18 protein-coding genes and 1 tRNA gene are annotated in these 22,078 nt (G+C 71.5%); 11 read left to right on the forward strand and 8 right to left on the reverse strand.

What is annotated here, in order from left to right:
- Positions 1-145: 145 nt before the first annotated feature.
- Positions 146-1,069 (reverse strand): class A beta-lactamase, encoded by a 924-nt coding sequence (bla, locus tag IE182_RS30655; protein WP_190113260.1) that lies wholly within the window; start codon positions 1,067-1,069, stop codon positions 146-148.
- A 69-nt stretch (positions 1,070-1,138) separates the two neighbouring features.
- Complete coding sequence (locus tag IE182_RS30660) at positions 1,139-1,705, reverse strand: GNAT family N-acetyltransferase (protein ID WP_229845271.1); 567 nt, start codon at positions 1,703-1,705, stop codon at positions 1,139-1,141.
- 368 nt (positions 1,706-2,073) lie between these two features.
- On the opposite strand from IE182_RS30660, the gene IE182_RS30665 reads away from it, so the two are divergent.
- Positions 2,074-3,624, forward strand: a complete 1,551-nt coding sequence (locus tag IE182_RS30665) for a M4 family metallopeptidase (protein ID WP_373303649.1) — start codon at positions 2,074-2,076, stop codon at positions 3,622-3,624.
- A gap of 83 nt (positions 3,625-3,707) precedes the next feature.
- The gene (locus IE182_RS30670) at positions 3,708-4,202 is read left to right on the forward strand and encodes a hypothetical protein (protein ID WP_190113262.1); all 495 of its coding nucleotides are present in this window, start codon (positions 3,708-3,710) and stop codon (positions 4,200-4,202) included.
- A 154-nt stretch (positions 4,203-4,356) separates the two neighbouring features.
- Here the strand turns inward: IE182_RS30670 and IE182_RS30675 are convergent, their stop codons facing one another.
- Positions 4,357-5,079, reverse strand: a complete 723-nt coding sequence (locus IE182_RS30675) for a pentapeptide repeat-containing protein (RefSeq protein ID WP_190113263.1) — start codon at positions 5,077-5,079, stop codon at positions 4,357-4,359.
- A gap of 121 nt (positions 5,080-5,200) precedes the next feature.
- On the opposite strand from IE182_RS30675, the gene IE182_RS30680 reads away from it, so the two are divergent.
- The 3 genes from IE182_RS30680 (at position 5,201) to IE182_RS30690 (ending at position 8,441) form a co-directional block, all read left to right on the forward strand.
- A complete protein-coding gene (locus tag IE182_RS30680; protein WP_190113264.1) occupies positions 5,201-6,214 on the forward strand; it encodes a zinc-binding dehydrogenase in 1,014 nt (337 codons plus the stop codon).
- Positions 6,215-6,333: 119 nt separating this feature from the next.
- Positions 6,334-7,899: an MFS transporter gene (locus IE182_RS30685; protein WP_190113265.1), complete on the forward strand. Its 1,566-nt coding sequence runs from the start codon at positions 6,334-6,336 to the stop codon at positions 7,897-7,899.
- Positions 7,900-7,952: 53 nt separating this feature from the next.
- Positions 7,953-8,441 carry a GNAT family N-acetyltransferase gene (locus tag IE182_RS30690; RefSeq protein ID WP_190113266.1) on the forward strand — a complete coding sequence of 163 codons (489 nt, stop codon included), beginning with the start codon at positions 7,953-7,955 and terminating at the stop codon, positions 8,439-8,441.
- 94 nt (positions 8,442-8,535) lie between these two features.
- On the opposite strand, the gene IE182_RS30695 is transcribed toward IE182_RS30690, so the two are convergent.
- Complete coding sequence (locus IE182_RS30695) at positions 8,536-9,639, reverse strand: aminopeptidase P family protein (protein WP_190113267.1); 1,104 nt, start codon at positions 9,637-9,639, stop codon at positions 8,536-8,538.
- 232 nt (positions 9,640-9,871) lie between these two features.
- Between IE182_RS30695 and IE182_RS30700 the strand changes: the two genes are divergently transcribed.
- Positions 9,872-12,037: an MMPL family transporter gene (locus IE182_RS30700; protein WP_190113268.1), complete on the forward strand. Its 2,166-nt coding sequence runs from the start codon at positions 9,872-9,874 to the stop codon at positions 12,035-12,037.
- A gap of 56 nt (positions 12,038-12,093) precedes the next feature.
- Here IE182_RS30700 and IE182_RS30705 read toward each other — a convergent pair.
- Positions 12,094-12,169, reverse strand: a tRNA-Thr gene (locus IE182_RS30705).
- 181 nt (positions 12,170-12,350) lie between these two features.
- Between IE182_RS30705 and IE182_RS30710 the strand changes: the two genes are divergently transcribed.
- The 3 genes from IE182_RS30710 (at position 12,351) to IE182_RS30720 (ending at position 14,956) form a co-directional block, all read left to right on the forward strand.
- Positions 12,351-13,478 carry an ABC transporter ATP-binding protein gene (locus tag IE182_RS30710; protein WP_190113269.1) on the forward strand — a complete coding sequence of 376 codons (1,128 nt, stop codon included), beginning with the start codon at positions 12,351-12,353 and terminating at the stop codon, positions 13,476-13,478.
- Between the two features lie 206 nt (positions 13,479-13,684).
- Complete coding sequence (locus IE182_RS30715) at positions 13,685-14,101, forward strand: hypothetical protein (protein ID WP_190113270.1); 417 nt, start codon at positions 13,685-13,687, stop codon at positions 14,099-14,101.
- A 132-nt stretch (positions 14,102-14,233) separates the two neighbouring features.
- The gene (locus tag IE182_RS30720) at positions 14,234-14,956 is read left to right on the forward strand and encodes a nucleotidyltransferase family protein (RefSeq protein WP_190113271.1); all 723 of its coding nucleotides are present in this window, start codon (positions 14,234-14,236) and stop codon (positions 14,954-14,956) included.
- 80 nt (positions 14,957-15,036) lie between these two features.
- Here IE182_RS30720 and IE182_RS30725 read toward each other — a convergent pair whose 3' ends face one another.
- The 3 genes from IE182_RS30725 to cysS all read right to left on the reverse strand — a co-directional run bounded on the left by IE182_RS30725 (position 15,037) and on the right by cysS (position 19,197).
- The gene (locus IE182_RS30725) at positions 15,037-16,644 is read right to left on the reverse strand and encodes a DoxX family protein (protein ID WP_229845272.1); all 1,608 of its coding nucleotides are present in this window, start codon (positions 16,642-16,644) and stop codon (positions 15,037-15,039) included.
- A gap of 134 nt (positions 16,645-16,778) precedes the next feature.
- Positions 16,779-17,729 (reverse strand): 23S rRNA (guanosine(2251)-2'-O)-methyltransferase RlmB, encoded by a 951-nt coding sequence (rlmB, locus tag IE182_RS30730; protein WP_190113272.1) that lies wholly within the window; start codon positions 17,727-17,729, stop codon positions 16,779-16,781.
- A gap of 73 nt (positions 17,730-17,802) precedes the next feature.
- Positions 17,803-19,197: a cysteine--tRNA ligase gene (cysS, locus tag IE182_RS30735; RefSeq protein ID WP_190113273.1), complete on the reverse strand. Its 1,395-nt coding sequence runs from the start codon at positions 19,195-19,197 to the stop codon at positions 17,803-17,805.
- A gap of 206 nt (positions 19,198-19,403) precedes the next feature.
- Between cysS and IE182_RS30740 the strand changes: the two genes are divergently transcribed.
- Together IE182_RS30740 and IE182_RS30745 are read left to right on the forward strand one after the other, a co-directional pair.
- The gene (locus IE182_RS30740; protein WP_190113274.1) at positions 19,404-20,573 is read left to right on the forward strand and encodes an acyltransferase family protein; all 1,170 of its coding nucleotides are present in this window, start codon (positions 19,404-19,406) and stop codon (positions 20,571-20,573) included.
- A 124-nt stretch (positions 20,574-20,697) separates the two neighbouring features.
- Positions 20,698-21,936, forward strand: a complete 1,239-nt coding sequence (locus tag IE182_RS30745; RefSeq protein ID WP_190113275.1) for an acyltransferase family protein — start codon at positions 20,698-20,700, stop codon at positions 21,934-21,936.
- The last annotated feature ends 142 nt before the right edge of the window (positions 21,937-22,078 follow it).

Genomic DNA, 22,078 nt, shown 5'->3' on the forward strand with positions numbered 1-22,078 from the left:
CCCCAGCCCTCATACAGCCAGCGAACTACCGCCCACCCACCACGACAAGGGCCACCTAACAAAGCACTACTAGGCCGGCCCGCCCGGCGCCCTCCGGGCCCGGGCCGGCCGTCCGCGGCCGTCGGGCCGGGCCTGCCTACGACCGTCAGGCCAGGCGGCCGAGGGCCTCGACGACGATCTCCGCGGTCTCCTTGACGACGAGGTTGTCGCCCGGCGTGCCGTCGGTGCGCGTCGTGAAGATGGAGATGATCAGAGGGGCGCCCTTCGTCGGCCGGACGACGGCGATGTCGTTGATCACCCCGTTCTCGCTCCAGCCGGTCTTGTCGCCGACGCGCCACGTCTGCGGCAGCCCGGCGCGAATGCGCTTCACACCGGTGGTGCTCGCCATGAGCCACCGGTTGAGCCGGTCCCGGTCGGGCGCGGCGAGCGCCGTCCCCAGCGTCAGGGCGTGCAGCGTACGGGCCATCGCCTCGGGAGTGGTGGTGTCCCGGGGGTCGCCGGCGATGTTCGAGTTGAGCTCGGGCTCGGTCCGGTCGAGCCGGGTGCAGTGGTCACCGAGCGTCCGGACGAAGGCGTTGAACGCCCGCGTGCCGCCGAGCTGTTCCAGCAGGAGGTTGCCGGCGGTGTTGTCGCTCTGGCTGACGGCCGCCGAGCACAGGGCGTCGACGGTCATGCCCGTGCCGATGTGCTGCGCGGTCTCCGGCGAGAAGTCCGCCACCTTGTCCGCGCCGCCGCTGCTGAGCGCGACGTAGTCCGCGGAGTAGCGCACCACCCGGTCGAGGAGCCCGGGGTCCTTCTCGCGCGCCTGGCGCAGGATGCCGGCGGCGGCCACGGCCTTGAAGGTCGAGCAGAGCGCGAAGCGCTCCCCGGCGCGGTAGCCGAGGAACCGTCCCGTGCCGGTGTCGTGGGCCGCCACGCCGATGCGGGTCGAGAAGCGGGATTCCAGGGCGCGCAGCCGCTGCCGGGTGCCGGGTGCCGACGCCGCCTGCGCGGTGCCCGGAAGTGCGGCCGCCAGCGGAACCGCGGCCGTTGCGAGGAGCAGTCCCCTGCGTGACATGGATATGTTCATGATCATCAGCCTAATCGCGCGGCGCGAGGGGCCGCTCCGGCCCGCGACCGCTTGCCTGCAGGGCCCCGCTCACCACAGGCGGTCGATCTCCCCTGGGTACAGCCCGATCCGGCTGCACCGGAACGTGTCCGCGTGCCGACGCGCCCGTTCCGTGAAGAAACCGGCCATGGTCACCTTGTCGAACCCCGGTCCGTCGCTCGGGAAGGGCTCCTCCGGCGTGCCGCCGATCACGACGGCGCCCTCCAGCACCGTCCAGCCCGCGCTCCCGTAGAAGCGGCGCAGCCCGCTGTCGCAGGTGAAGAGGCCGAGGTCCGCCCCGCTGTGCGCAATCGCCTCGCGGGCGGCGGCCACGAGCCGTCGCCCGTGCCCCTTGCCGCGGTGCTCCTCGGCGGTGGCGACCGCGCTCAGGCCGGACGCGCGGTAGGTACGGCCGTCGTGGACGAGGTCCTTGCTCAGGATGTCCAGCGCCGCCGTCACCTCGCCGTCCGGCGTGACGAACAGCATCGTGCGCGGGTCGAGCGCGCTGTCGTGCGCGCCACCTCCCAGGCCGGGCCACGCCTCCTCGCGCACTGCCTGCGCCTGCAGGCGCAGCGCTGACGGAATCTCACATTCCGCGAACGTTCGGACCATTCCCATGGCCGACACCTCTCCTCACCCGCCCCTGTCGTAGTCGTATCCGTTCACCGACGTTGTTACATCGGGCAGTTGAACACATGCTCGATATCCCTCAAGTTGCCGTATAGCGGACAGGAAGCGCCGCTATTCGTTTACCAACAGATCAAATCCTTGTTGCGCCCCTGTCAAACACGCTTATTTGATGGCACGCTCTCCTCACTTCACTCCTGTACCACCACTGCACCACTCGTGAACCACCTCCTGCACCAGCGGGCCGCCGTTGACCGGGCTGCCCGTAACCCCCCTCATAGGAGACTGAGTTGAGCAGCAACACCTCCACCACCCGCAAGAACTCCCTGCGTGCCGCCGCCCTGGTCGCCTCCGCCACGATGGTCGTCATCGGCGTGCAGACGGGCTCGGCGAACGCGTCGGCCGAGAAGAGCAACGGCGGGCAGCAGCTCGCGCTCTCCGCAGGGCAGCGGGCCTCCGCGATCAGAGACGCGCAGGGCGACGCCTCGTCGACCGCCTCGAAGATCGGTCTGGACGGCAAGGAGAAGCTGATCGTCCGCGACGTCGTCAAGGACGCCGACGGCACCGTGCACACGCGCTACGAGCGCACCTACGACGGCCTGCCGGTGCTCGGCGGCGACCTCGTCGTGCACCAGAAGAAGAACGGCGCCCGCGACGTCACCAAGGCGACCGACGCCGACATAGCCGTGCCCAGCACCACCCCGTCCGTCGCGCCCTCCACCGCGAAGAAGAGCGCCCTCAGCGCCGCCGCGGACCAGAAGACCGCCAAGGCCGACGCCGGCCAGGCCCCGCGCAAGGTGATCTGGGCCGCGGAGGGCAAGCCGGTCCTGGCGTACGAGACGACCGTCACGGGCGTCCAGAAGGACGGCACGCCGAGCAAGCTGCAGGTGATCACCGACGCGAACACCGGCAAGAAGCTCTTCCAGAACGAGACCGTCCACACCGGCACGGGCACCAGCACCTACAGCGGCTCCGTCCCGCTGACCACCACGCAGTCCGGCTCGGGCTACACCCTCACCGACGGCGCCCGCGGCGGTCACAAGACGTACGACCTGAACCAGGGCACCGACGGCACCGGTGCGCTCTTCACCAACTCCAGCGACGTCTGGGGCGCGGGCCGCCAGAAGGCCGGCGTCGACGCGCACTACGGCGCGGCCGTCACCTGGGACTTCTACAAGAACGTGCTCGGCCGCAGCGGCATCAAGGGCGACGGCGTCGGCGCGTACAGCCGCGTCCACTACGGCAACGGCTACGTCAACGCCTTCTGGGACGACGAGTGCTTCTGCATGACCTACGGTGACGGCGAGAACAACGCCAACCCGCTGACGTCGCTCGACGTGGCCGCCCACGAGATGACCCACGGCGTCACCTCCGCCACCGCCAACCTCCGCTACAGCGGCGAGTCCGGCGGCCTGAACGAGGCCACGTCCGACATCTTCGGCACCGCCGCCGAGTTCTACGCCAACAACTCGACCGACCCGGGCGACTACCTCATCGGCGAGAAGATCGACATCAACGGCGACGGCACCCCGCTGCGCTACATGGACAAGCCGAGCAAGGACGGCGGCTCGCGCGACTACTGGTCCTCCTCCCTCGGCAGCGTGGACGTCCACTACTCGTCCGGCCCCGCCAACCACTTCTACTACCTGCTCTCCGAGGGCAGCGGCAGCAAGGTCATCGGCGGGGTGAGCTACAACAGCCCCACCTACAACAACAGCAAGGTCGCCGGCATCGGCCGGGACAAGGCCACCAAGATCTGGTACAAGGCCCTGACCACGTACTTCACCTCCACCACCAACTACAAGGCAGCCCGTACGGCCACCCTCAAGGCCACCGCGGACCTCTACGGCTCCACCGGCACCGAGTACAAGGCGGTCGCCGCGGCCTGGACCGCGATCAACGTGAAGTAACACCCCCTTCGCGTGCAGCGCAGCCGTGCCCCCGCCGCCCCCGTGGCAGCGGGGGCACGGCTTTCGTACGTACCATCGGTAGCGTGATCGACCTCGGCTACTCCCTCTCCCGCCGCTTCCCGGACCCGCCCCAGACGGACTACCGCACCGCGGACGTCCACGCGCTGCGGCACGACCTCTTCTGCGGCGACGTCTACCTCGCCGACGTGAAGACGGACCGGGAGCTGTCCACAGCCTGGGGATGGGTGCCGGTCCTCGACTTCGCCTGGGCCCTGTGCGACGTCATCGAGACCATCGATCAGGACCCCCGGGGGAACCGCTCGGCGAACACGCAGTTCGCCGAGCTGGACTTCACGGAGTCCACCGACTGCATGGTCTTCGAACGCCGCTTCGGCTGGGTGGACGTCACCGCCGACTGGGCGCCCGACGAGCCCCCGCTGACCTTCAACCACCGGGCGCTGCGCCGCGAGGCCCGCGACTTCCTGCACGACCTGATCGCCGACCTGTCCGACATGCACGAGGGCCTCGCCGACAACCCGGTCGTCTGGAACCTGCAGAGCCGCTTCCCCCGCATCTGAACGGCCCCCGCCGGACCCGCGGACCCGGCGACCCCGACGGCCCCCCGCCGGACCCGCGGACCCGGCGACCCCGACGGCCCCCCCCTGCGGCCCCACGGCCCCGGCGCCCCGTCGGACCGGCCGGCCCGACGGACCCCGGCCGGGGCGTCCCCCGTCAGCCGGCCTGCGCCGCCGCCTCCACTCTGATCCCTATCGCCGCCGCGAACGCCGGGGCGAGGTCCAGCAGTTGGGGCGGGCTGATGACCGCACCGGAGAGCCGCTCGATCCCCCCGGCGATGTCCAGCTCCGCGACCTCGCGCAGATCCACGTCCTTCATCTGCACCCCGCTGAAGTCGACCCTGCGCAGCACGCAGTCGCGGAAGACGACCCGCTCCAGCCGTGCACCGGCGAAGTCTGCCTCGACGAGCACGCACCCCTCGAACGTGACGTCCTTGAGCACCGCCTTCCGTGCGTTCAGGTAGTCGATCTTGCCGCCCCCGATGAGCACCCGCTCCAGGGACGCCCCGTGCACCTGCAGCCCCCCGAAACGCGCGTCGCGCACCTCCACGTCCCGCAGGGACGCCTCCGCGAGGTCGGTGCCCACGCCGCGGACCCCGTCGAGGACGCAGTCCGTGAACCGGGCCCGGCCCAGCTGCGTGCCGTCCAGCACACAGCGGTCGAACCGGCAGTCCAGGAAGGACGCCCCGCGCCCGTCCTCGTCCGTCAGGTCGGCCTCCGTGAACGCGAGGCCGTCGCTATCTCCCCCCGGCTCCAGCCCGCCCCCGTCGTACGGCTGCAGCTCCGGCAGCCGCACCTCCGGCAGGCGGGCCAGGGGCGCCGCAGCCCCGCGGACCCGCGCACCACCGCCCCGGCCACCCCGGCCCGTCACACCGCTCATGCCCGTCTCCCTCCGTAGGGATCCCACCGTGGCACAGGGCACTGACAACGCCTTGACCTCAACCTTGGTCGAGGTTGAAGACTTCGGATCGTTCCTCCGCGACGATCTCCTTGGAGTGCCCATGCACGCCGTCCGGCTGCACGCCTTCGGCCCCGCCGACAACCTCACCTACGAGCGGACCGACGCGCCCGTCCCCGGCCCCGGGCAGGTCCGGATCGCCGTCGCGGCCGCCGGCGTCCACCTCGTCGACACCACCCTGCGCTCCGGCGACCCCAACGGCCCGTACGCGCTCCCCCCGTTGCCGGCCGTCCCCGGCCGCGAGGTCGCCGGCACCGTCGACGCACTCGGCGAGGGCACCGACCCCCGCTGGCTGGGCCGCCGCGTCGTCGCCCATCTGGGCGCCGCCGTGCCCGGCGGCGGCTACGCCGAGCTGGCCGTCACCGACGCGGACCGGCTGCACGAGATACCCGAGGGGCTGCACGACGACCAGGCCATCGCCATGATCGGCACGGGCCGCACCGCGCTCGGCATCCTCGGTTTCACCGACCTCACCCCGGACGACGTCGTGATCGTCACCGCCGCGGCCGGCGGCGTCGGCTCGCTGCTCGTGCAGTACGCCCGGAACGCGGGCGCCACGGTCATCGGACTGGCCGGCGGCCCCGACAAGGTCCGGCACGTCAGCGCGCTCGGCGCCGACATCGCCCTCGACTACAACAAGAGCGACTGGGTCGAGAAGGCCCGCACCGCCCTGTGGGGGAAGGACGCCACCGTCGTCTTCGACGGCGTCGGCGGCACGGCCGCGCGTTCCGCGGTGTCCCTGCTCGGGCGCGGCGGGCTGCACCTCGTCTTCGGCTGGTCCGCACAGGGGATCACCGGCGGCGGCCCGCTGGAGCTCCCCCCGGGGTGGCTGGCGGAGCGCGGCATCACCTCCCGGGGCGTGCTGGGCCCGGCCATGCTGGAGCGGTTCGGCGGGGGCCAGGTGGGCCTGCGGCGGCTGGAGGAGGAGTCGCTCGCCCGGGCGGCCGCAGGCGCGGTGGTACCGGCCGTGCAGCGCTTCCCGCTGGCCGAGGCCGCCGAGGCCCACCGGGCGCTGGAGACGCGGGGCACCGTGGGCAAGGTCGTGCTGATCCCCTGACCCGCCGGGTCCGTCACGTCCCGACAAGCCGATGTCACCCGACGGGCCTACGCTGGACTGCGAGCTTCTGCACGCCATCGGCCGCGCCCCACGCCGCCGGCCGCGAGAGCAGGTACTCCATGAGCTTCGAGAGCCCGCCCCCGGTCCCGAAGGCCGGCACCGCACCCGACCCCCGCCGCTGGTGGGGGCTGGTGGTGATCGCCCTGGCCCAGCTCATGGTGGTCCTCGACGCGACCATCGTGAACATCGCGCTCCCCTCCGCGCAGCACGAGCTGCACATGTCCGACTCCACCCGGCAATGGGTCATCACCGCCTACACCCTCGCCTTCGGCGGGCTCCTGCTGCTCGGGGGCAGGATCGCCGACCTCGTCGGGCGCAAGCGGACCTTCGTCATCGGACTCGTCGGTTTCGCGGGCGCCTCCGCGCTGGGCGGCGCCGCGCACACCTCGGGCCTGCTGTTCTCCGCCCGCGCCCTGCAGGGCGCCTTCGGCGCCGTCCTCGCGCCCTCCGCGCTGTCGCTGCTGACGACGACGTTCACCGACCTCAAGGAACGCAGCAAAGCCTTCGGCATCTACGGCGCCATCGCCGGCGGCGGCGCGGCCATCGGGCTCATCATGGGCGGCCTGCTGACCGAGTACCTGAACTGGCGCTGGTGCCTGTACGTGAACGTGCCCATCGCCCTCGTCGCGCTGACCGGCGCCGTCTGGCTGCTGCACGACCACCGCCCCGCCCGCGCCGAGCGGCCCCGGCTCGACCTGCCGGGCGTGGCCCTGGGCTGCGGCGGGCTCGTGGCCGTCGTCTACGGCTGCAGCGAGGCCCAGCCGCGCGGCTGGAACGACGCGCTCGTGCTCGGGCTGCTGTGCGGCGGCGCGGCACTGCTGGCCGTGTTCGCGTGGTGGCAGACACGGGCGCCCAGCCCCCTGCTGCCCCTGCACATCGTCCGCAACCGCAACCGGGGCGGCGCGTTCCTGACGATGGCGCTGGCGGTCGTCGGGATGTTCGGCATGTTCCTGTTCATGACCTACTACCTGCAGGTCGTGCTGGGCTACTCCCCGCTGAAGACCGGGCTGGCGTTCCTGCCGATGACGGCCGCGATCGTCTTCGCCTCCACCCAGGTCTCCGCACGCCTGATGAACCACCTGCCGCCGCGCCTGCTGATGGTGCCCGGCACGATCCTGGCCGCCGGCGGCCTGTTCATGCTGCGCTTCCTGACCGTCGAACCCGCCTACCCCTCGCACGTGCTGCCCGCCGAGATCCTCCTCGGGTTCGGCATGGGCCTGATCTTCATGCCCGTCATGGACGTCGCCACCTCCGGCGTGGCCGTCGGCGACTCGGGCGTCACCTCCGCCACCGTCAACACGGCGCAGCAGGTGGGCGGTTCCGTCGGCACGGCGCTGCTCAACACCATCGCCACCTCCACCGGCGCCACGTTCGTCGCGGCGCACCTGAAAGCCGCGGCGGCCACCGGCGCAGGCCGCGATCCGGCCGTCCGGGACCACGTGGTCAAGGAGGGCATCGTCCACGGGTTCGGCATCGCCATCACCTGGGGCGCGGGCATCATGCTGCTCGCCGGCCTCGTCGCCTGGACGCTGATCACCGCGCGGGCCCCCCAACACGCGGCGGCGGCACCCGAGTCCGGCGATCACGCCTCCTCCTACGACCCGCACCGCATGCGGGCCGTGTGAGGGGCAGTGAAAAACCAGTGGCCCGTGGGGTGACGGGCGTGCATGCTTGCCGCATGCACATCCGCGTCGCCCAACCTGCCGACTGGCCCGCCGTCTGGCCCTTCTTCCACGCCATCACGGCAGCGGGCGACACCTACACCTATCCCCGCGACCTGACGTCCGAGCAGGGCCGGTCGTGGTGGATGCTCACGGCCCCCGGCCGTACGGTGGTGGCGGTCGACGAGGACGGAACGGTCCTCGGCAGCGCCAAGATGAATCCCAATCAGGCCGGCGGCGGCGCGCACATCGCCAGTGCCAGCTTCATGGTCGCGCCCGGGCACGCGGGGCGCGGCATCGGCCGGGCCCTGGGCGAGCACGTGATCGAGTGGGCGCGCGCGGAGGGCTACCGCGGCATCCAGTTCAACGCGGTCGTCGAGGCCAACACGCGGGCCGTGCGCCTGTGGAAGTCCCTGGGCTTCGAGGTCGTCGGCACCGTTCCGGAGGGCTTCCGCCTGCCCGACGGCTCGTACACGGGGCTGCACGTCATGTACCGGCCCCTGTAGCCCGCCCGCCGGGCCGGGCCGTGCACCGCGCGTCCCGGCAGCCGTCGCCCTTCCTTCCGGTGTCCCGGCTGCCGCCGCGCGCCCGCCGCGGCCTTCAGGCCACGATCCTCATCTCCCGGTCGGTGTTGTTCAGCCGCCGGCCGCCGGTCTCCGTGCAGACCACGATGTCCTCGATGCGGACGCCGAAGCGGCCCGGCAGGTAGATCCCCGGCTCGATCGAGAAGCACATGCCCGGGACCAGGGGCAGGTGTTCCCCCTCCACCAGGTAAGGCGGCTCATGCGTCGTGACCCCGATGCCGTGACCCGTGCGGTGGATGAAGTACTCGTCGTAGCCCGCCCGGCGGATGACCTGCCGGGCCACGCGGTCGATCTCCTGGCAGGCGACGCCCGGACGGACGGCCTCGAAGGCCGCCTGCTGCGCCTCGCGCACCAGTTCGTGCACCGTGCGTTCCTCCGCCGTCGGCTCCCCCACGTGCACCGTGCGGGTCGTGTCGGAGCCGTAACCGCCCTTCAGGCCGCCGAAGTCGAGGACGACCATGTCGCCGTCCTCGATGATGCGGTCCGCGGCCTCGTGGTGCGGGTTGGCGCCGTTGGGGCCGGAGCCCACGATCGTGAAGTCCACCTGGCTGTGCCCGTTCTCCCGCAGCAGGCGGGCCAGGTCGGCGGCCACCTCGCGCTCCCGGCGGCCCTCGAAGCGCAGGTCGACGATCTCCTCGTACGCGGCGTCCGCCGCGGCCCCGGCCGCCGCCAGCCGCTCCACCTCGTAGGCGTCCTTCACCGCCCGCAGCATCGGCAGCACCTCCGTGAGCGCCCCGTAGGCCGTTCCCGGGCACGAGCGCTGCAGGGCGAGCAGGTGGAGCGCCCAGGCGTTGTCGGAGATGCCGTAACGGCCCTGGCCGTCGAGGAGCTTGGCGACGGCGGCGTACGGGTCCTCGCCGTCGGTCCAGCCGGTGACCGTCAAGGCACCGGCCCCCGGTGAGGATTCCGCATCGGGACGTTCCAACTGGGGTACGACGAGGTGGGGTCGGCGGCCGGGAACGAGCAGCAGCGCCGTCAGGCGTTCGGTGACCACCGGCACGTATCCGCACAGCCATACGAGGTCGGGGCCCGGCGTCACGATCAGGCCGGACAGACCCTCCTGCAGGGCGGCGCGCGCGGCACGGTCCATGCGCGCGGCATAGAAGTCGACATCGCTCATGGGGGCAGAGTAATCCCCACGAAGGTGGTCGGCAGAGCGGTCTCTACCCCACGGGTGAGAGGCCCTCCTCCCCAGGGTTGAGAAGCCCTATACCCCAAGACCGATTTCCCCCGGGGTCACCCTGATTCATCCCGGAAATCATTGTGCGCGCGGAACACCGCTGCCTAGCGTGTTCATGCCCGTCTGCACGCCCGTACGAACAACGACTGAAGCATTGAATAAGAGGAGCACCATGTTCCGACGAGTCGGGCGGTTCGCCGTCCACCGGCCCTGGCTCACGATCGCGGGCTGGATCATCGCAGCCGTGGCGCTCGCGATGCTGGCACCCGGCCTCAAATCCACCACGGACGAAACCGAGTTCCTGCCCTCGCACTACGAATCCGTACAGGTGGGGAAACTCCAGGAAAAGGCATTCCCGAAAACCGAACAACCGGCGGCGATAGCCGTCTTCCAGCGAACGGACGGCGGGAAGCTCACCGAAGCCGACCGGCGTGACGTCGCCAAGGTGGCCGAGGGTCTCGACGGCAAGCACCGCGAGAAGATCGCCAAGGTGGTGACGAACCCCCAGTCGGTCTCCCCCAACGGGCAGATCGCCCTGGCGAACGTCATCGCGGACACCAAGAACGTCAACGACGAAAAGCTTCCGGACTCGGTCAAGCAGCTGCGCGAGGACACCAAGGAGCTCCTCAAGGGCACCCAGCTGAAGGCCGGCTTCACCGGTCAGGCCGCGCAGAGCCTGGACGCCCGGGAGTCCTCCGGTGACACCGACGCCATGATCATGATGGCGACGTTCGTCCTGATCATCGTGCTGCTGCTGGTCATCTTCCGCAGCCCGCTGATCGCCATCCTGCCGGTCGTCATCATCGCCGTGGTCTCCATGGTCGCCACCGGCCTCATCGGCACCGCCGCCGAGCTCGGCGGCCTCAAGGCCGACAGCTCCATCACCGCGATCCTCATCGTCGTCCTCTTCGGCGTCGGCACCGACTACATCCTCTTCCTGCTCTTCCGCTACCGCGAGCACCTGCGCGCCGGGCAGGAGCCCAAGGAGGCCCTCGTCGACGCGGTCGCCAAGGTCGGCGAGACCATCGCCTCCGCGGCCGGCGCCGTCATCGTCGCCTTCCTCGCCCTGCTGCTCTCCACCATGGGCATGATGCGCGCGATGGGCCCGTCCCTGGCCATCTCGGTGGGCGTCACCCTCGTCGCCGCGCTCACGCTCGTGCCCGCCGTCTTCTCCCTCCTCGGCCGCGCCGCCTTCTGGCCGTCCAAGGCATGGCGGAAGCAGCCGAAGAACCGTTTCGCGAACAGCATCGGCAACCTCGTCGCCCGCCGTCCCGCCGTCATCGCGGTGCTCTCCACCGCGGTCCTGGCCGTCCTGGCCGTCGGCACCCTCAGCTTCAAGGCCGAGTTCGACACCAGCAGCCAGATGCCGCAGAAGCTGGAATCCGTCCAGGCCATGACGGACCTGCAGCGCGGCTTCTCCGCCGGCCAGTCCGGCCCGGCCATGGTCTACCTCAAGTCCAAGGACGGCTCCCCCCTCGACAAGGGCGCCCTGGAGCCCTTCCGCGCCAAGCTCGCCGGCATCGAGGGCGTCGGCTCGGCGGCACCCGCCGTCGTCAGCCCCGACGGCGCGGTCGCCCAGTACAGCGTCGTCCTCAAGTACACCCCCTCGGCGGAGAAGGCCATCGAGCTCGCCGGCGGCCCGCTGCGCGACAAGGCCCACGCGGCGGCCCCCGGCGGCACGGAGGCCCTCGTCGGCGGCACCTCCGCCGTCCTGGCCGACATCGAGGACGCCGTCGGCCACGACTACCGCCTCGTCTTCCCCGTCGCCGGCCTCGCCATCATGGTCATCCTGGGCCTGCTGCTCCGCAGCCTCGTCGCGCCCCTGTACCTGATGGCCGCCGTCGCCCTCGGCTTCTGCGCCACCCTCGGCTCCACGGTCTGGCTCTTCCAGGACTACAAGGGCGAGAACGGCCTGCTGTTCATGCTGCCGGTCATCGTCTACCTCTTCGTGGTGGCCATCGGCACCGACTACAACATCCTCATGGTCGCCCGCCTGCGCGAAGAGGTGCGCCGCGGCGTACCGGCCCGGGAGGCCGTCCGCACGGCGGTCGCCCAGTCGACCCCGACCATCTCGGCCGCGGCGATCATTCTCGCCGGCACCTTCGGCGTCCTGATGCTGGCCGAGAACTCCATGCTCCAGCAGATGGGCTTCGCCGTGGCCTTCGGCATCCTGCTGACGGCCTTCGTGATGGCCATGCTGCTGGTGCCCACGGTCACCTCCCTGCTGGGCCACAAGGCATGGTGGCCCGGCCACCAGGACGCCCCCCGGGAGGTCCCGGCCGCGCCGGTCGCCGACACCGCGTCGCAGTGGACGCACGGCGAGCAGGTCCGCCGCTGACCGACCCCGCACAACGAAGAACCGCAGGTCCCCTCCGGGGGCCTGCGGTTCTGTCGTGGAGCCGACTGTCGGATTCGAACCGACGACCTTCGCTTTACAAGAGCGGTGCTCTACCAGCTGAGCTAAGTCGGCGTGCGTGAGGCAGTCTAACCGGACTCGCACCGTGCACCGCTCATCAATTTCGTAACCCGCCACCTGCTGACATCCGCTCCCCGCGCCGGTAGCGTCACCGGCAACCCGGTCCAATTGGACTGGACCACTCCCTCTACTCGGATCGTCCGGCACGTTCCTGCCGGTGAAGGGACGCATCACCATGGCCACAGTCACGTTCGACAAGGCGACCCGCATCTACCCGGGCGCCAAGAAGCCCGCCGTCGACCAGCTCGACATCGCCATCGAGGACGGGGAATTCCTCGTCCTCGTCGGCCCGTCCGGCTGCGGAAAGTCCACCTCGCTGCGCATGCTCGCAGGGCTGGAGGACGTCAACGGCGGCTCGATCCGCATCGGCGACCGCGACGTCACGCACCTGCCGCCCAAGGACCGCGACATCGCGATGGTCTTCCAGAACTACGCGCTCTACCCGCACATGACCGTGGCCGACAACATGGGCTTCGCCCTGAAGATCGCGGGCGTGCCGAAGGCCGAGATCCGGCAGAAGGTCGAGGACGCGGCCCGCATCCTGGACCTCACCGAGTACCTGGGCCGCAAGCCCAAGGCGCTCTCCGGCGGCCAGCGCCAGCGCGTGGCCATGGGCCGCGCCATCGTCCGGGAGCCGCAGGTCTTCCTCATGGACGAGCCGCTGTCCAACCTCGACGCGAAGCTGCGCGTCCAGACCCGCACCCAGATCGCCGGGCTGCAGCGCCGCCTGGGGATCACCACCGTGTACGTCACCCACGACCAGGTCGAGGCCATGACCATGGGCGACCGCGTGGCGGTGCTCAAGGACGGGCTGCTGCAGCAGGTCGACTCGCCGCGCAACATGTACGACCGCCCGGCCAACCTCTTCGTGGCGGGCTTCATCGGCTCGCCGGCGATGAACCTGGTCGAGGTGCCGATCATCGACGGCGGCGTGAAGTTCGGCAACAGCGTCGTCCCCGTCTCCCGCGAGGCCCTGACCGCGGCCGCCGACAAGGGCGACCGCACGGTCACGGTGGGCGTGCGCCCCGAGCACTTCGACGTGGTCGAGCAGGGCGGCGCTTCCACCGGCTCCCTCAGCAAGGACGCCCCGGCCGGCCTCGCCGTCACGGTGAACGTGGTCGAGGAGCTCGGCGCCGACGGCTACGTCTACGGGACCGCCGAGGTCGGCGACGGCCGGCAGGACCTCGTGGTGCGCGTCAACGGCCGGCGCGTGCCGGAGAAGGGGTCCGTACTGCACGTCGTGCCCCGCCCGGGCGAGCTTCACGTCTTCTCCACGTCCTCCGGCGAGCGCCTGAGCGACTGAGCCGGCGGAACGACGCCGAACACCGGGCGGCGTCCCTTGTCCGTATGCGACGGACAAGGGGCGCCGCCCTTGTCGGCAAAATCCCCGACACATGCCTCATTTCGAACGCCACACGTCAACGCCATAACCGCACCTGTGCACAGCCGCGTCACTCGACCGGGTGACTAAATGTCGCCGCGTCATTACCCCTCGCTACCATCTCCGGCATGAACCAGGCCGCCCGCCGCATCGGCAGAACCCTCGCTCTCGTCCTTCCGGTCGTTCTTGTGCTCTCGGGGACTCTCGCGGTAACGCGCGTCCCGTGGGCGGCACCGAACGCCGAGTCGCAGGTGCTCACCGCCTCCTCCGACAACGCCTCCACGGTCGCCAAGGCGCGCGCGCCCCACGAGGTGCTGCGCGACCGGCTGCTGACCGAGCTCCAGGAGAAGAACCCCGGCGTCGCCCTCACGCACCTGCAGGAGGCGACCAACGGCCGCCCGTCGCTGGCCCAGCACTGCGCGGACATCGCCCGCGCACTGGGGCGTGCGGCGGTCGCCAAGTACCAGTCGACCAAGAAGGCGCAGTCCTACGCCCGCCCCGTCTGCGACACCGCCTTCGCCTCCGGCGTCGTCCAGGGGCACTGAGCCCCGCCTCCAGGGGCCGCCGAGCCCCGCCGGAGCCCCCACGGGCGCTCCGGGCCCCACGGGCAGGCCGTACGGGACAGGGCAGACCCACCGGCGGCGTCTCCGCCCGCGGCACCGCATATGGTGCGGAGCATGACCGGCACGCAGCCCTACCCGTACCCCGCGCAAGCCGTGATCCTGGCCGGAGGCCAGGGTTCACGGCTTCGCCCGTACACCGATGACCGTCCCAAGCCGATGGTCGAGATTCCCGGCACGGGGGTCCCGATCATCGGCCATCAGCTCGCCTGGCTGGCGGCCGAAGGGGTCACGGACGCCGTGGTCTCGTGCGGCCATTTGGCCGAAGTGCTGCAGGACTGGCTCGTGTCGGCCGATCTGCCGCTCCGGGTGACCACCGTGGTCGAGAAGGAGCCGCTCGGGCGCGGCGGCGGACTGAAGTACGCGGCGGCCTCCCTGCCCCGCCCCGACGAGCCCTGGTACGCCACGAACGGCGACATCTGGACCCGTTTCTCGCTGCGCGAGATGGCCGCCTTCCACCACGAGCGGGACGCGGTGGCCACCCTGGCGCTGGCCCGTCCGCGCATCCCGTGGGGCGCGGTGGAGACCGACGAGTTCGGGCACGTCCTGGACTTCATCGAGTCGCCGCCCTCCCCCTATCTGATCAACGCCGGTGTGTACGTCTTCTCCGCCGGCTTCACGGATCTGCTGCCCGAGCGCGGCGACCACGAGCGGACCACCTTCCCGCGCCTGGCGCGCGAGCGCCGTCTGGCGGGCTTCCCGCTGCCGCAGGGGGCCTACTGGCGGGCCATCGACACGGCGAAGGACCTGACCGAGGCCGCGAAGGAGCTCGCCCGCTAGGGCGGCGGGCAGGCGCAGCGGAGCGGCCCCGCACCTCCCGGAGGAGGTGCGGGGCCGCTGTCGTGGTGGGCGGGCCGGGCTCAGCCCAGGAGGCCGCCCAGGGCGCCTCCGCCGCGGGAGCCGCCACCGCCCGAGCCGCCGGACGAGCCGCCCGAGCCACCGCCCGTGCCGCCGCCGGTGGAGCTGCCCGTCGTGGAGCCCGAGGAGCTGCGCGGCGGCGCGGCCGGGGCCGGGGCCTGGCGCGGGGTCTGCGGGGCCGGCCGGACGCTGCCCGTGCTGCCGCCCGGCTGTCCGGCGGTGCCGGCCGTACCGGCGGGCGTACGGGCCGCTCCGGGCGCGGTCGGCGTGGCCGCCGGGGTGGGCGCCGTCCGGTTGGAGGCGCTGGGCTTCGGGCTGCCCGCCGTCGCCGGGCCGTGCGAGCCGCGCGGGGCGGACGAGGAGGGCCGCTGCGGGAGCGGCGAGCCCTGCAGGCTGTTGGAGGGCGGGGGCGGCGTGCCGGGAGCCTCGGCGACCCGGGAGGAGCGGACGGCGCCGCCGAGCATGGAGCCGGCCAGCAGGGAGATGCCGATGAGGACCGTCGCCATGACCGTGCCGCGGCGCAGCACGCGCCGACGCAGGTCCCACAGGGCGGCACGGGGGCCGAGCCGCCGCCACGCCTCGCCGGCCAGCCGGCCGTCGACGGAGTAGAAGGGCGCCCCGGCGATGACCAGGGGGCTCCACGCGGCGAGGTAGATGATGTCCGGCGCGTCGTAGGCGGGGGCGTGCTGCCAGCTGACGGTGACGAGGAGGACGACGGAGAGCAGGGCGCCGACGGCGGCGGCGAGCCGCTGCCAGAGGCCGAAGATGGTGAGGACGCCGACGACGACCTGGAGGAAGGCGACGGTGAGGCCGGCCCCGACGGGGTGGCTGAGGGCGAAGTCGCGCAGGGGGGAGGCGACGGGCCAGGGGTGGAGCCGGGTGAGCCAGGCGACCATGGAGCCGCGCTTGCCGCCGTCGAAGTAGACGGGGTCGCAGAGCTTGCCCATGCCCGCGTAGACGGAGATCAGGCCGAGGAAGATGCGCAGCGGGAGGAGGACGACGCCGAGGTTCATCCGGCGCCCGGGGTAGTAGGCGTGGCGGACGGAGTCGGCGCGGCCCTGCTCGAACTCGTCGTCCTCGTCGTGCTCGTGGTCGTCGAACTCGGGCTGGTCGTACTCCTCTTCGTCGTACGCGCTCCCGGTGGGGCGCACGCCGTGGAGGAGCCGGGTGCCGGGGCCGTCCGCGGCCTCGGCCGGCCCGCGGGGGCCGATGACGGTGGTCGGGGGACCGTCGTCGACGCCGATGCGGGGCAGCACCTGGGTGGCGCCGGCGTCCCCGGCGGCCGGATAGCCGGTGCCGGAGTCCCTTACGGCCTGCAGGAGTTGGGTGGAGGCCGAGTCACCGGGCCCGGTCCGCCCGCTCCACACCACGGGGGCGCGGCGCTTGGCCGTGCCGCTCTTGACGGTGGGCATCCGCGCCGTGTCCACTCCTCCGGCGAATTGCCGGACGGCGCGTGGGGGCCGGGCGAGCTGCACCCGGAAGCTCAGGTGATTGACGATGACCTGCGCGGGGTCGGACGGGACCTTCACCGTACTCAGCGCGGGCTGGTCGTCGTAACCCGAAGAGCTTCCCCCCGTAGGTGTGCGGGGTGTTCTGGTGTCCACACTCATCTAACCGAGTGACCGGAGATTAGGACACTGCCTTGACCGGTTCGAATGTGTCCGAGACCCGTCAAGATCATCAAGAACGCGTCCGGCGGCCGGGGACCGTGGGTCCCGGGCCGCCGGAGGCAGGGGTTCGCGCGTCAGGCGCGGCGGCGCGCCGCCTCGTAGAGCACGACGCCGGCGGCGACACCGGCGTTGAGCGACTCGGCGCCGCCCGGCATGGGGATGCGCACCCGGAAGTCGCAGGTCTCGCCGACGAGGCGGGACAGGCCCTTGCCCTCGCTGCCGACGACGATGACGACCGGGCCTTCGAGGGCGTCCAGCTCGTGCAGCTCGACGTCGCCGTCCGCGGCGAGGCCGACGACCATCAGCCCCTCCTTCTGGTACGCCTCCAGCATCCGCGTCATGTTGGTGGCGCGGGCCACCGGCGTGCGCGCGGCGGTGCCGGCCGAGGTCTTCCAGGCGCTGGCGGTCATGCCGGCCGCACGGCGCTCGGGGACGACCACGCCGTGGCCGCCGAAGGCGGACACGGAACGGACGACGGCGCCGAGGTTGCGCGGGTCGGTGATGCCGTCGAGGGCGACGATCAGCGGGTCCTCGCCGTTGTCGGCGGCGACCGCGGTGAGGTCCTCGGGGTGGGCGTAGTCGTACGGCGGCACCGACAGGACCAGGCCCTGGTGGTTGAGGCCGTTCGTCATCCGGTCCAGCTCCGGGCGGGGGGCCTCCATGAGGTTGAGGCCCTTCTCCGTGGCGAGCTGGATGGCCTCGCGCACGCGCTCGTCGCTGTCCACGAACTGCTGGACGTAGAGCGTGTTCGCGGGCACGCCCTCGCGCAGCGCCTCGACGACCGAGTTGCGGCCGACGACGAGCTCGTTGGCGCCCTTGGGGCCGCCCCGGCGCGGGGCCGGGCGGCGGGCCGCGTGCTTGGCCTGGGCTGCGGCGACACGGTTCTTCTTGTGTCCCTTGCGCATGCTCGCGGGCGGGGTCGGGCCCTTGCCCTCCAGGCCCCGGCGCCGCTGGCCGCCGCTGCCGACCGTCGCGCCCTTCTTGTTGGACGTGCGGCGGTTCCTGCGCTGGCTGTTGCCGGCCATGGGGTCACCTATCTCTTACTGCTCAGAACCGCATGGGGTGCGGCTCAGTAAACGTACGTACGAAAAGTGTCCCTCAGGACAGGGACCAGCGGGGGCCGGACGGGGTGTCCTCGATGGCGAGACCGGAGTGCTGCAGCTGGTCGCGGATGGCGTCGGCGGTGGCGTAGTCCTTGCGGCCGCGGGCCGCCTCACGCTGCTCCAGCACCAGCCTGACCAGCGAATCCACTACGCCGTGCAGATCATCGCCACGGCTGTCGGCGGCACCCGCCCACTGCTCGTCCAGCGGGTCCAGACCCAGCACGCCGAGCATCGCCCGCACCTCCGCCAGCCGGGCGACGGCGCTCTCCTTGTCGTCGGCCGTCAGCGCGGAGTTCCCCTGGCGCACCGTGGTGTGCACGATCGCCAGCGCCTGCGGGACGCCCAGGTCGTCGTCCATCGCCTCGGCGAACGCCGGCGGCACCTCGGAGGCGGGCTCCACCGGGCCGGCCTTCTCGACCACCCGCTGCATGAAGCCCTCGATCCGCGCGAACGCGGACTCCGCCTCCCGCAGGGCCTCCGGGCTGTACTCGATCATCGACCGGTAGTGCGGGGTGCCCAGGTAGTAGCGCAGGACGATGGGACGCCACTGCTTGAGCATCTCCGAGACCAGCACGGAGTTGCCGAGCGACTTCGCCATCTTCTCGCCGCTGATCGTCACCCACGCGTTGTGGGCCCAGTACGCGGCGAAGTCGTCGCCGAACGCCTTCGCCTGCGCGATCTCGTTCTCGTGGTGCGGGAAGATCAGGTCGATGCCGCCGCCGTGGATGTCGAAGGACTCGCCCAAGTACTTGTGGGCCATCGCCGAGCACTCCAGGTGCCAGCCCGGGCGGCCGCGGCCCCAGGGGGTCTCCCAGGAGGGCTCGCCCTGCTTCGCGGCCTTCCACATGGCGAAGTCCCGCGGGTCGCGCTTGCCGGTCTCGCCCTCGCCGGAGGGCTGCAGGAGGTTGTCCAGCTCCTGGTTCGACAGGCTCAGGTAGCCCGGGAAGGACCGCACGTCGAAGTAGACGTTGCCGTCCGCGGCATAGGCGTGGCCCCGCTCGATCAGGCCGCGCATCATCTCGATCATCTCGGGCACGTGCCCGGTCGCCCGCGGCTCGACGGTCGGCCGCAGGCAGCCGAGGGCGTCGTAGGCCGCGTTGAAGGCGCACTCGTTCTCGTAGCCGATCGACCACCAGGGGCGGCCCTGCTCCGCGGCCTTCGCAATGATCTTGTCATCGATGTCGGTGACGTTGCGGACGAACGTCACGTCATAGCCGCGGTAGGTGAACCAGCGGCGCATGATGTCGAAGTTGAGGCCGGAGCGGATGTGGCCGATGTGCGGGGCGGCCTGCACGGTCGCGCCACACAGGTAGATCGAGACGCAGCCCGGAACGATCGGGGAGAAGTCGCGGATCTGCCGGGCGCTGGTGTCGTACAGGCGAATGGTCACGGCACCAGGGTAGTGGGCCCGGGAGGGTGCCCAGGGCAAAGGCCGGGCTTCCGCCGCAGCGCAAGACGATCGACGGTCCTCCTTGCGCGCGTTCCGGCCACGCCCCCGCGGCGCGCTTTGCCCGTTATCTGCTTTATGCGCCAAAAATACGATCCCTTCTGATAGCTTCCCCGGCACCGAGAGACGCCGCGGACCCAGGAGGGGCGTTGCACTCCACTCTGCCGGTACAGCAGGAACCCCCCGGGCAGCGCCCGGATCCGGCACGGGCACCGGCGCCGCCCCGGGCCGGGGGTGCCGGACGGAGCGGCAGGCTGGCTGCGCTGGACGGGCTCCGGCTGTGCGCGGCCCTGATGGTGGTCGCGTACCACTACCTCGCCTTCGACAGCGGCGCCTGGCGGCGGCCCACGGCCGAGCTCTTCCCGCTGGCGCACGTGCCCGCCTCCTACGGCTGGCTCGGCGTCCAGCTGTTCTTCCTGATCAGCGGCTTCGTCATCTGCATGAGCTCCTGGGACAGGAGCGTCGGCGACTTCGCCGTCTCGCGCGTGACCCGGCTCTACCCCGCCTACTGGTTCGCCGTGCTCGCGGTCTCGCTCGTCGTCTCCCTCTGGCCCTCGCCGGTGAACGCCGTACCGGCCCTGCGCACCGTCGTCGTCAACCTCACGATGCTCCAGGACCCCCTGGGAGTGGATCCGGTCGACGGGGTCTACTGGACCCTCTGGGTCGAGATGCGCTTCTACCTCCTGTTCGCGCTGGTCGTCCGCAAGGGACTGACCCACCGGCGGGCGGTGGCCTTCTGCGCGGTCTGGGGGTTCGCCGCCCTCCTCGCCGAGGCGTCCGGCGACAGGGCGCTCGCGGTGGTGCTGATGCCGCACGAGTGCTGGTACTTCATCGCCGGCATCGCCTTCTACCTGATGCACCGCTTCCGCCCCGACCCGGTGCTGTGGCTGATCACCGGCGGCTGCCTCGTCCTCGCCCAGCACGAGCTGGTGCGCGCGCAGACCCGGGCGGAGCGCTACATGGGCCACCACGTGCCGCACTGGCCGACGCCCCTGCTGCTGACCCTGTTCTTCCTCCTCCTGGCGGCCATCGCCCTGGGCTGGACGCGCCGGGTGGACCGGCGGTGGCTGTCCACGGCCGGGGCCCTGACCTATCCCCTCTACCTGATCCACGAGCGCATCGGCTGGGCCGTCATCCACAAGGCCGACGGCCACGTGCCGCGCCCCGTCCTGGTGGCCGCGCTGGTGGCGGCGATGCTGCTGACCGCCTGGCTGGTGCACCGCCTGGTCGAGCGCCCGCTCGCCCGCCGGCTCGGCCGCGGACTCCAACGGGCGACGGCACGGGCCCGGACGGCCGAAAGAGAGGTACGGACCGGGTAGCCGGGCGGGAAGGGGAAGGCGGAAGGAGACGACCGTCACGGCCCGCGCGGAAGCATTCTGTGTCAGCATGCCACCGCGGCGGCCCCGCGTAGGATGAGCCGATCAGTCAACGGGAGAGGACGACATGCGTTTCGCCAGACGAGGTCAACTCGATGGCGGCCGGACAGCCGTCCGACAGCAGTCGGTCCCCGCTCCCAGACTGTACGTCCTGGACGGGCTCCGCCTTCTCGCCGCGCTGATGGTCGTGGCCTTCCACTACACCGCCCTGCGCGGCGGCTGGGGCCGGCCCGCCCGTGAAGTCTTCCCCCACCTGGAGACCGTCACCCGCTACGGGTGGACCGGTGTGGAGGTCTTCTTCCTCATCAGCGGCTTCGTCATCTGCATGAGCACCTGGGGCCGGAGGCTGGGCGACTTCGTGGTCTCCCGCGCCTGCCGGATCTACCCCGCCTACTGGGTCGCGGTCCTGCTGACCGCCGGCGTCGTGGCCCTGTGGCCACAGGTCCGCAGCGTCAAGAACTGGGACGTCGTCCTCACCAACCTCACCATGCTCCAGCAGGGCATGGGCGTGTGGGACGTCGACGGCGTCTACTGGACGCTGTTCGCCGAGCTCAAGTTCTACGTGCTCTTCGCGATCGTCGTGGCGACCGGGGTGACGTACCGCAAGTGCGTGCTCTTCTGCGGCCTGTGGACAGCGGCGGCGGTCATCGCGCCCTCCGCCCACATCAAGCTGCTCGACATCTGGGCGATGCCGCTGTTCTCGCCCTACTTCGTCGCCGGCATCGCCTTCTATCTGATGCACCGGTTCAAACCCACGGCACTGCTGTGGGGCATCGTGGGCATGTCGCTGCTGCTCGCCCTGCACGGCGTCCCCAAGCGGGTCGCGGACAACGCCGACGGCGTGGTGCCCAGCTGGCCCGCCACCCTGATCGTCGTCGTGGCCTTCGTGCTGATGGCCCTGATCGCCAACGGCGCCCTCAACTGGGTGCAGTGGCGCTGGCTGGCCACGGCGGGTGCCCTGACGTACCCCCTGTACCTGCTGCACCAGTACATCGGGATGACGATCATCTACGGGCTGCGCGACCGCGTCCCGGCGCCGCTGCTCGTCGGCGCCCTCATGGTCGTGATGCTGGGCGCCGCCTGGCTCCTGCACCGCTGCGTCGAGCAGCCGTTCGGCAAGCGGCTGCGCACGGCGCTGCGCAACGGCATCGAGGAGATGCGCCGCGAGTCCGTGGTGCCCGACGGCGGCCGCGGCAGGACGCCCGCCGCGCTGCGCGACAGCCTTCCGCTGCTGAAGGAGCCGCGCCTGTACGACCAGGCCGAGCCGGACCGCGTGGGCGCCGCCACCAAGGCGGACGGCGCCTGACGCGCAAGGCACCCGACGCGGGCGCCCGCCGGGCCCGGCAACGGGCCGGGCGGGGCTTCGCGGACGCGGCCTAGGTGTGTTGTCCCGGGACGTTGGTGACACGCGTGCTGGGTGCTTGAACTGGGTGAGGGCCTTCTGGCTC

The sequence above is a fragment of the Streptomyces cinnamoneus genome (assembly GCF_014650495.1).
Lineage (GTDB): Bacteria > Actinomycetota > Actinomycetes > Streptomycetales > Streptomycetaceae > Streptomyces > Streptomyces cinnamoneus.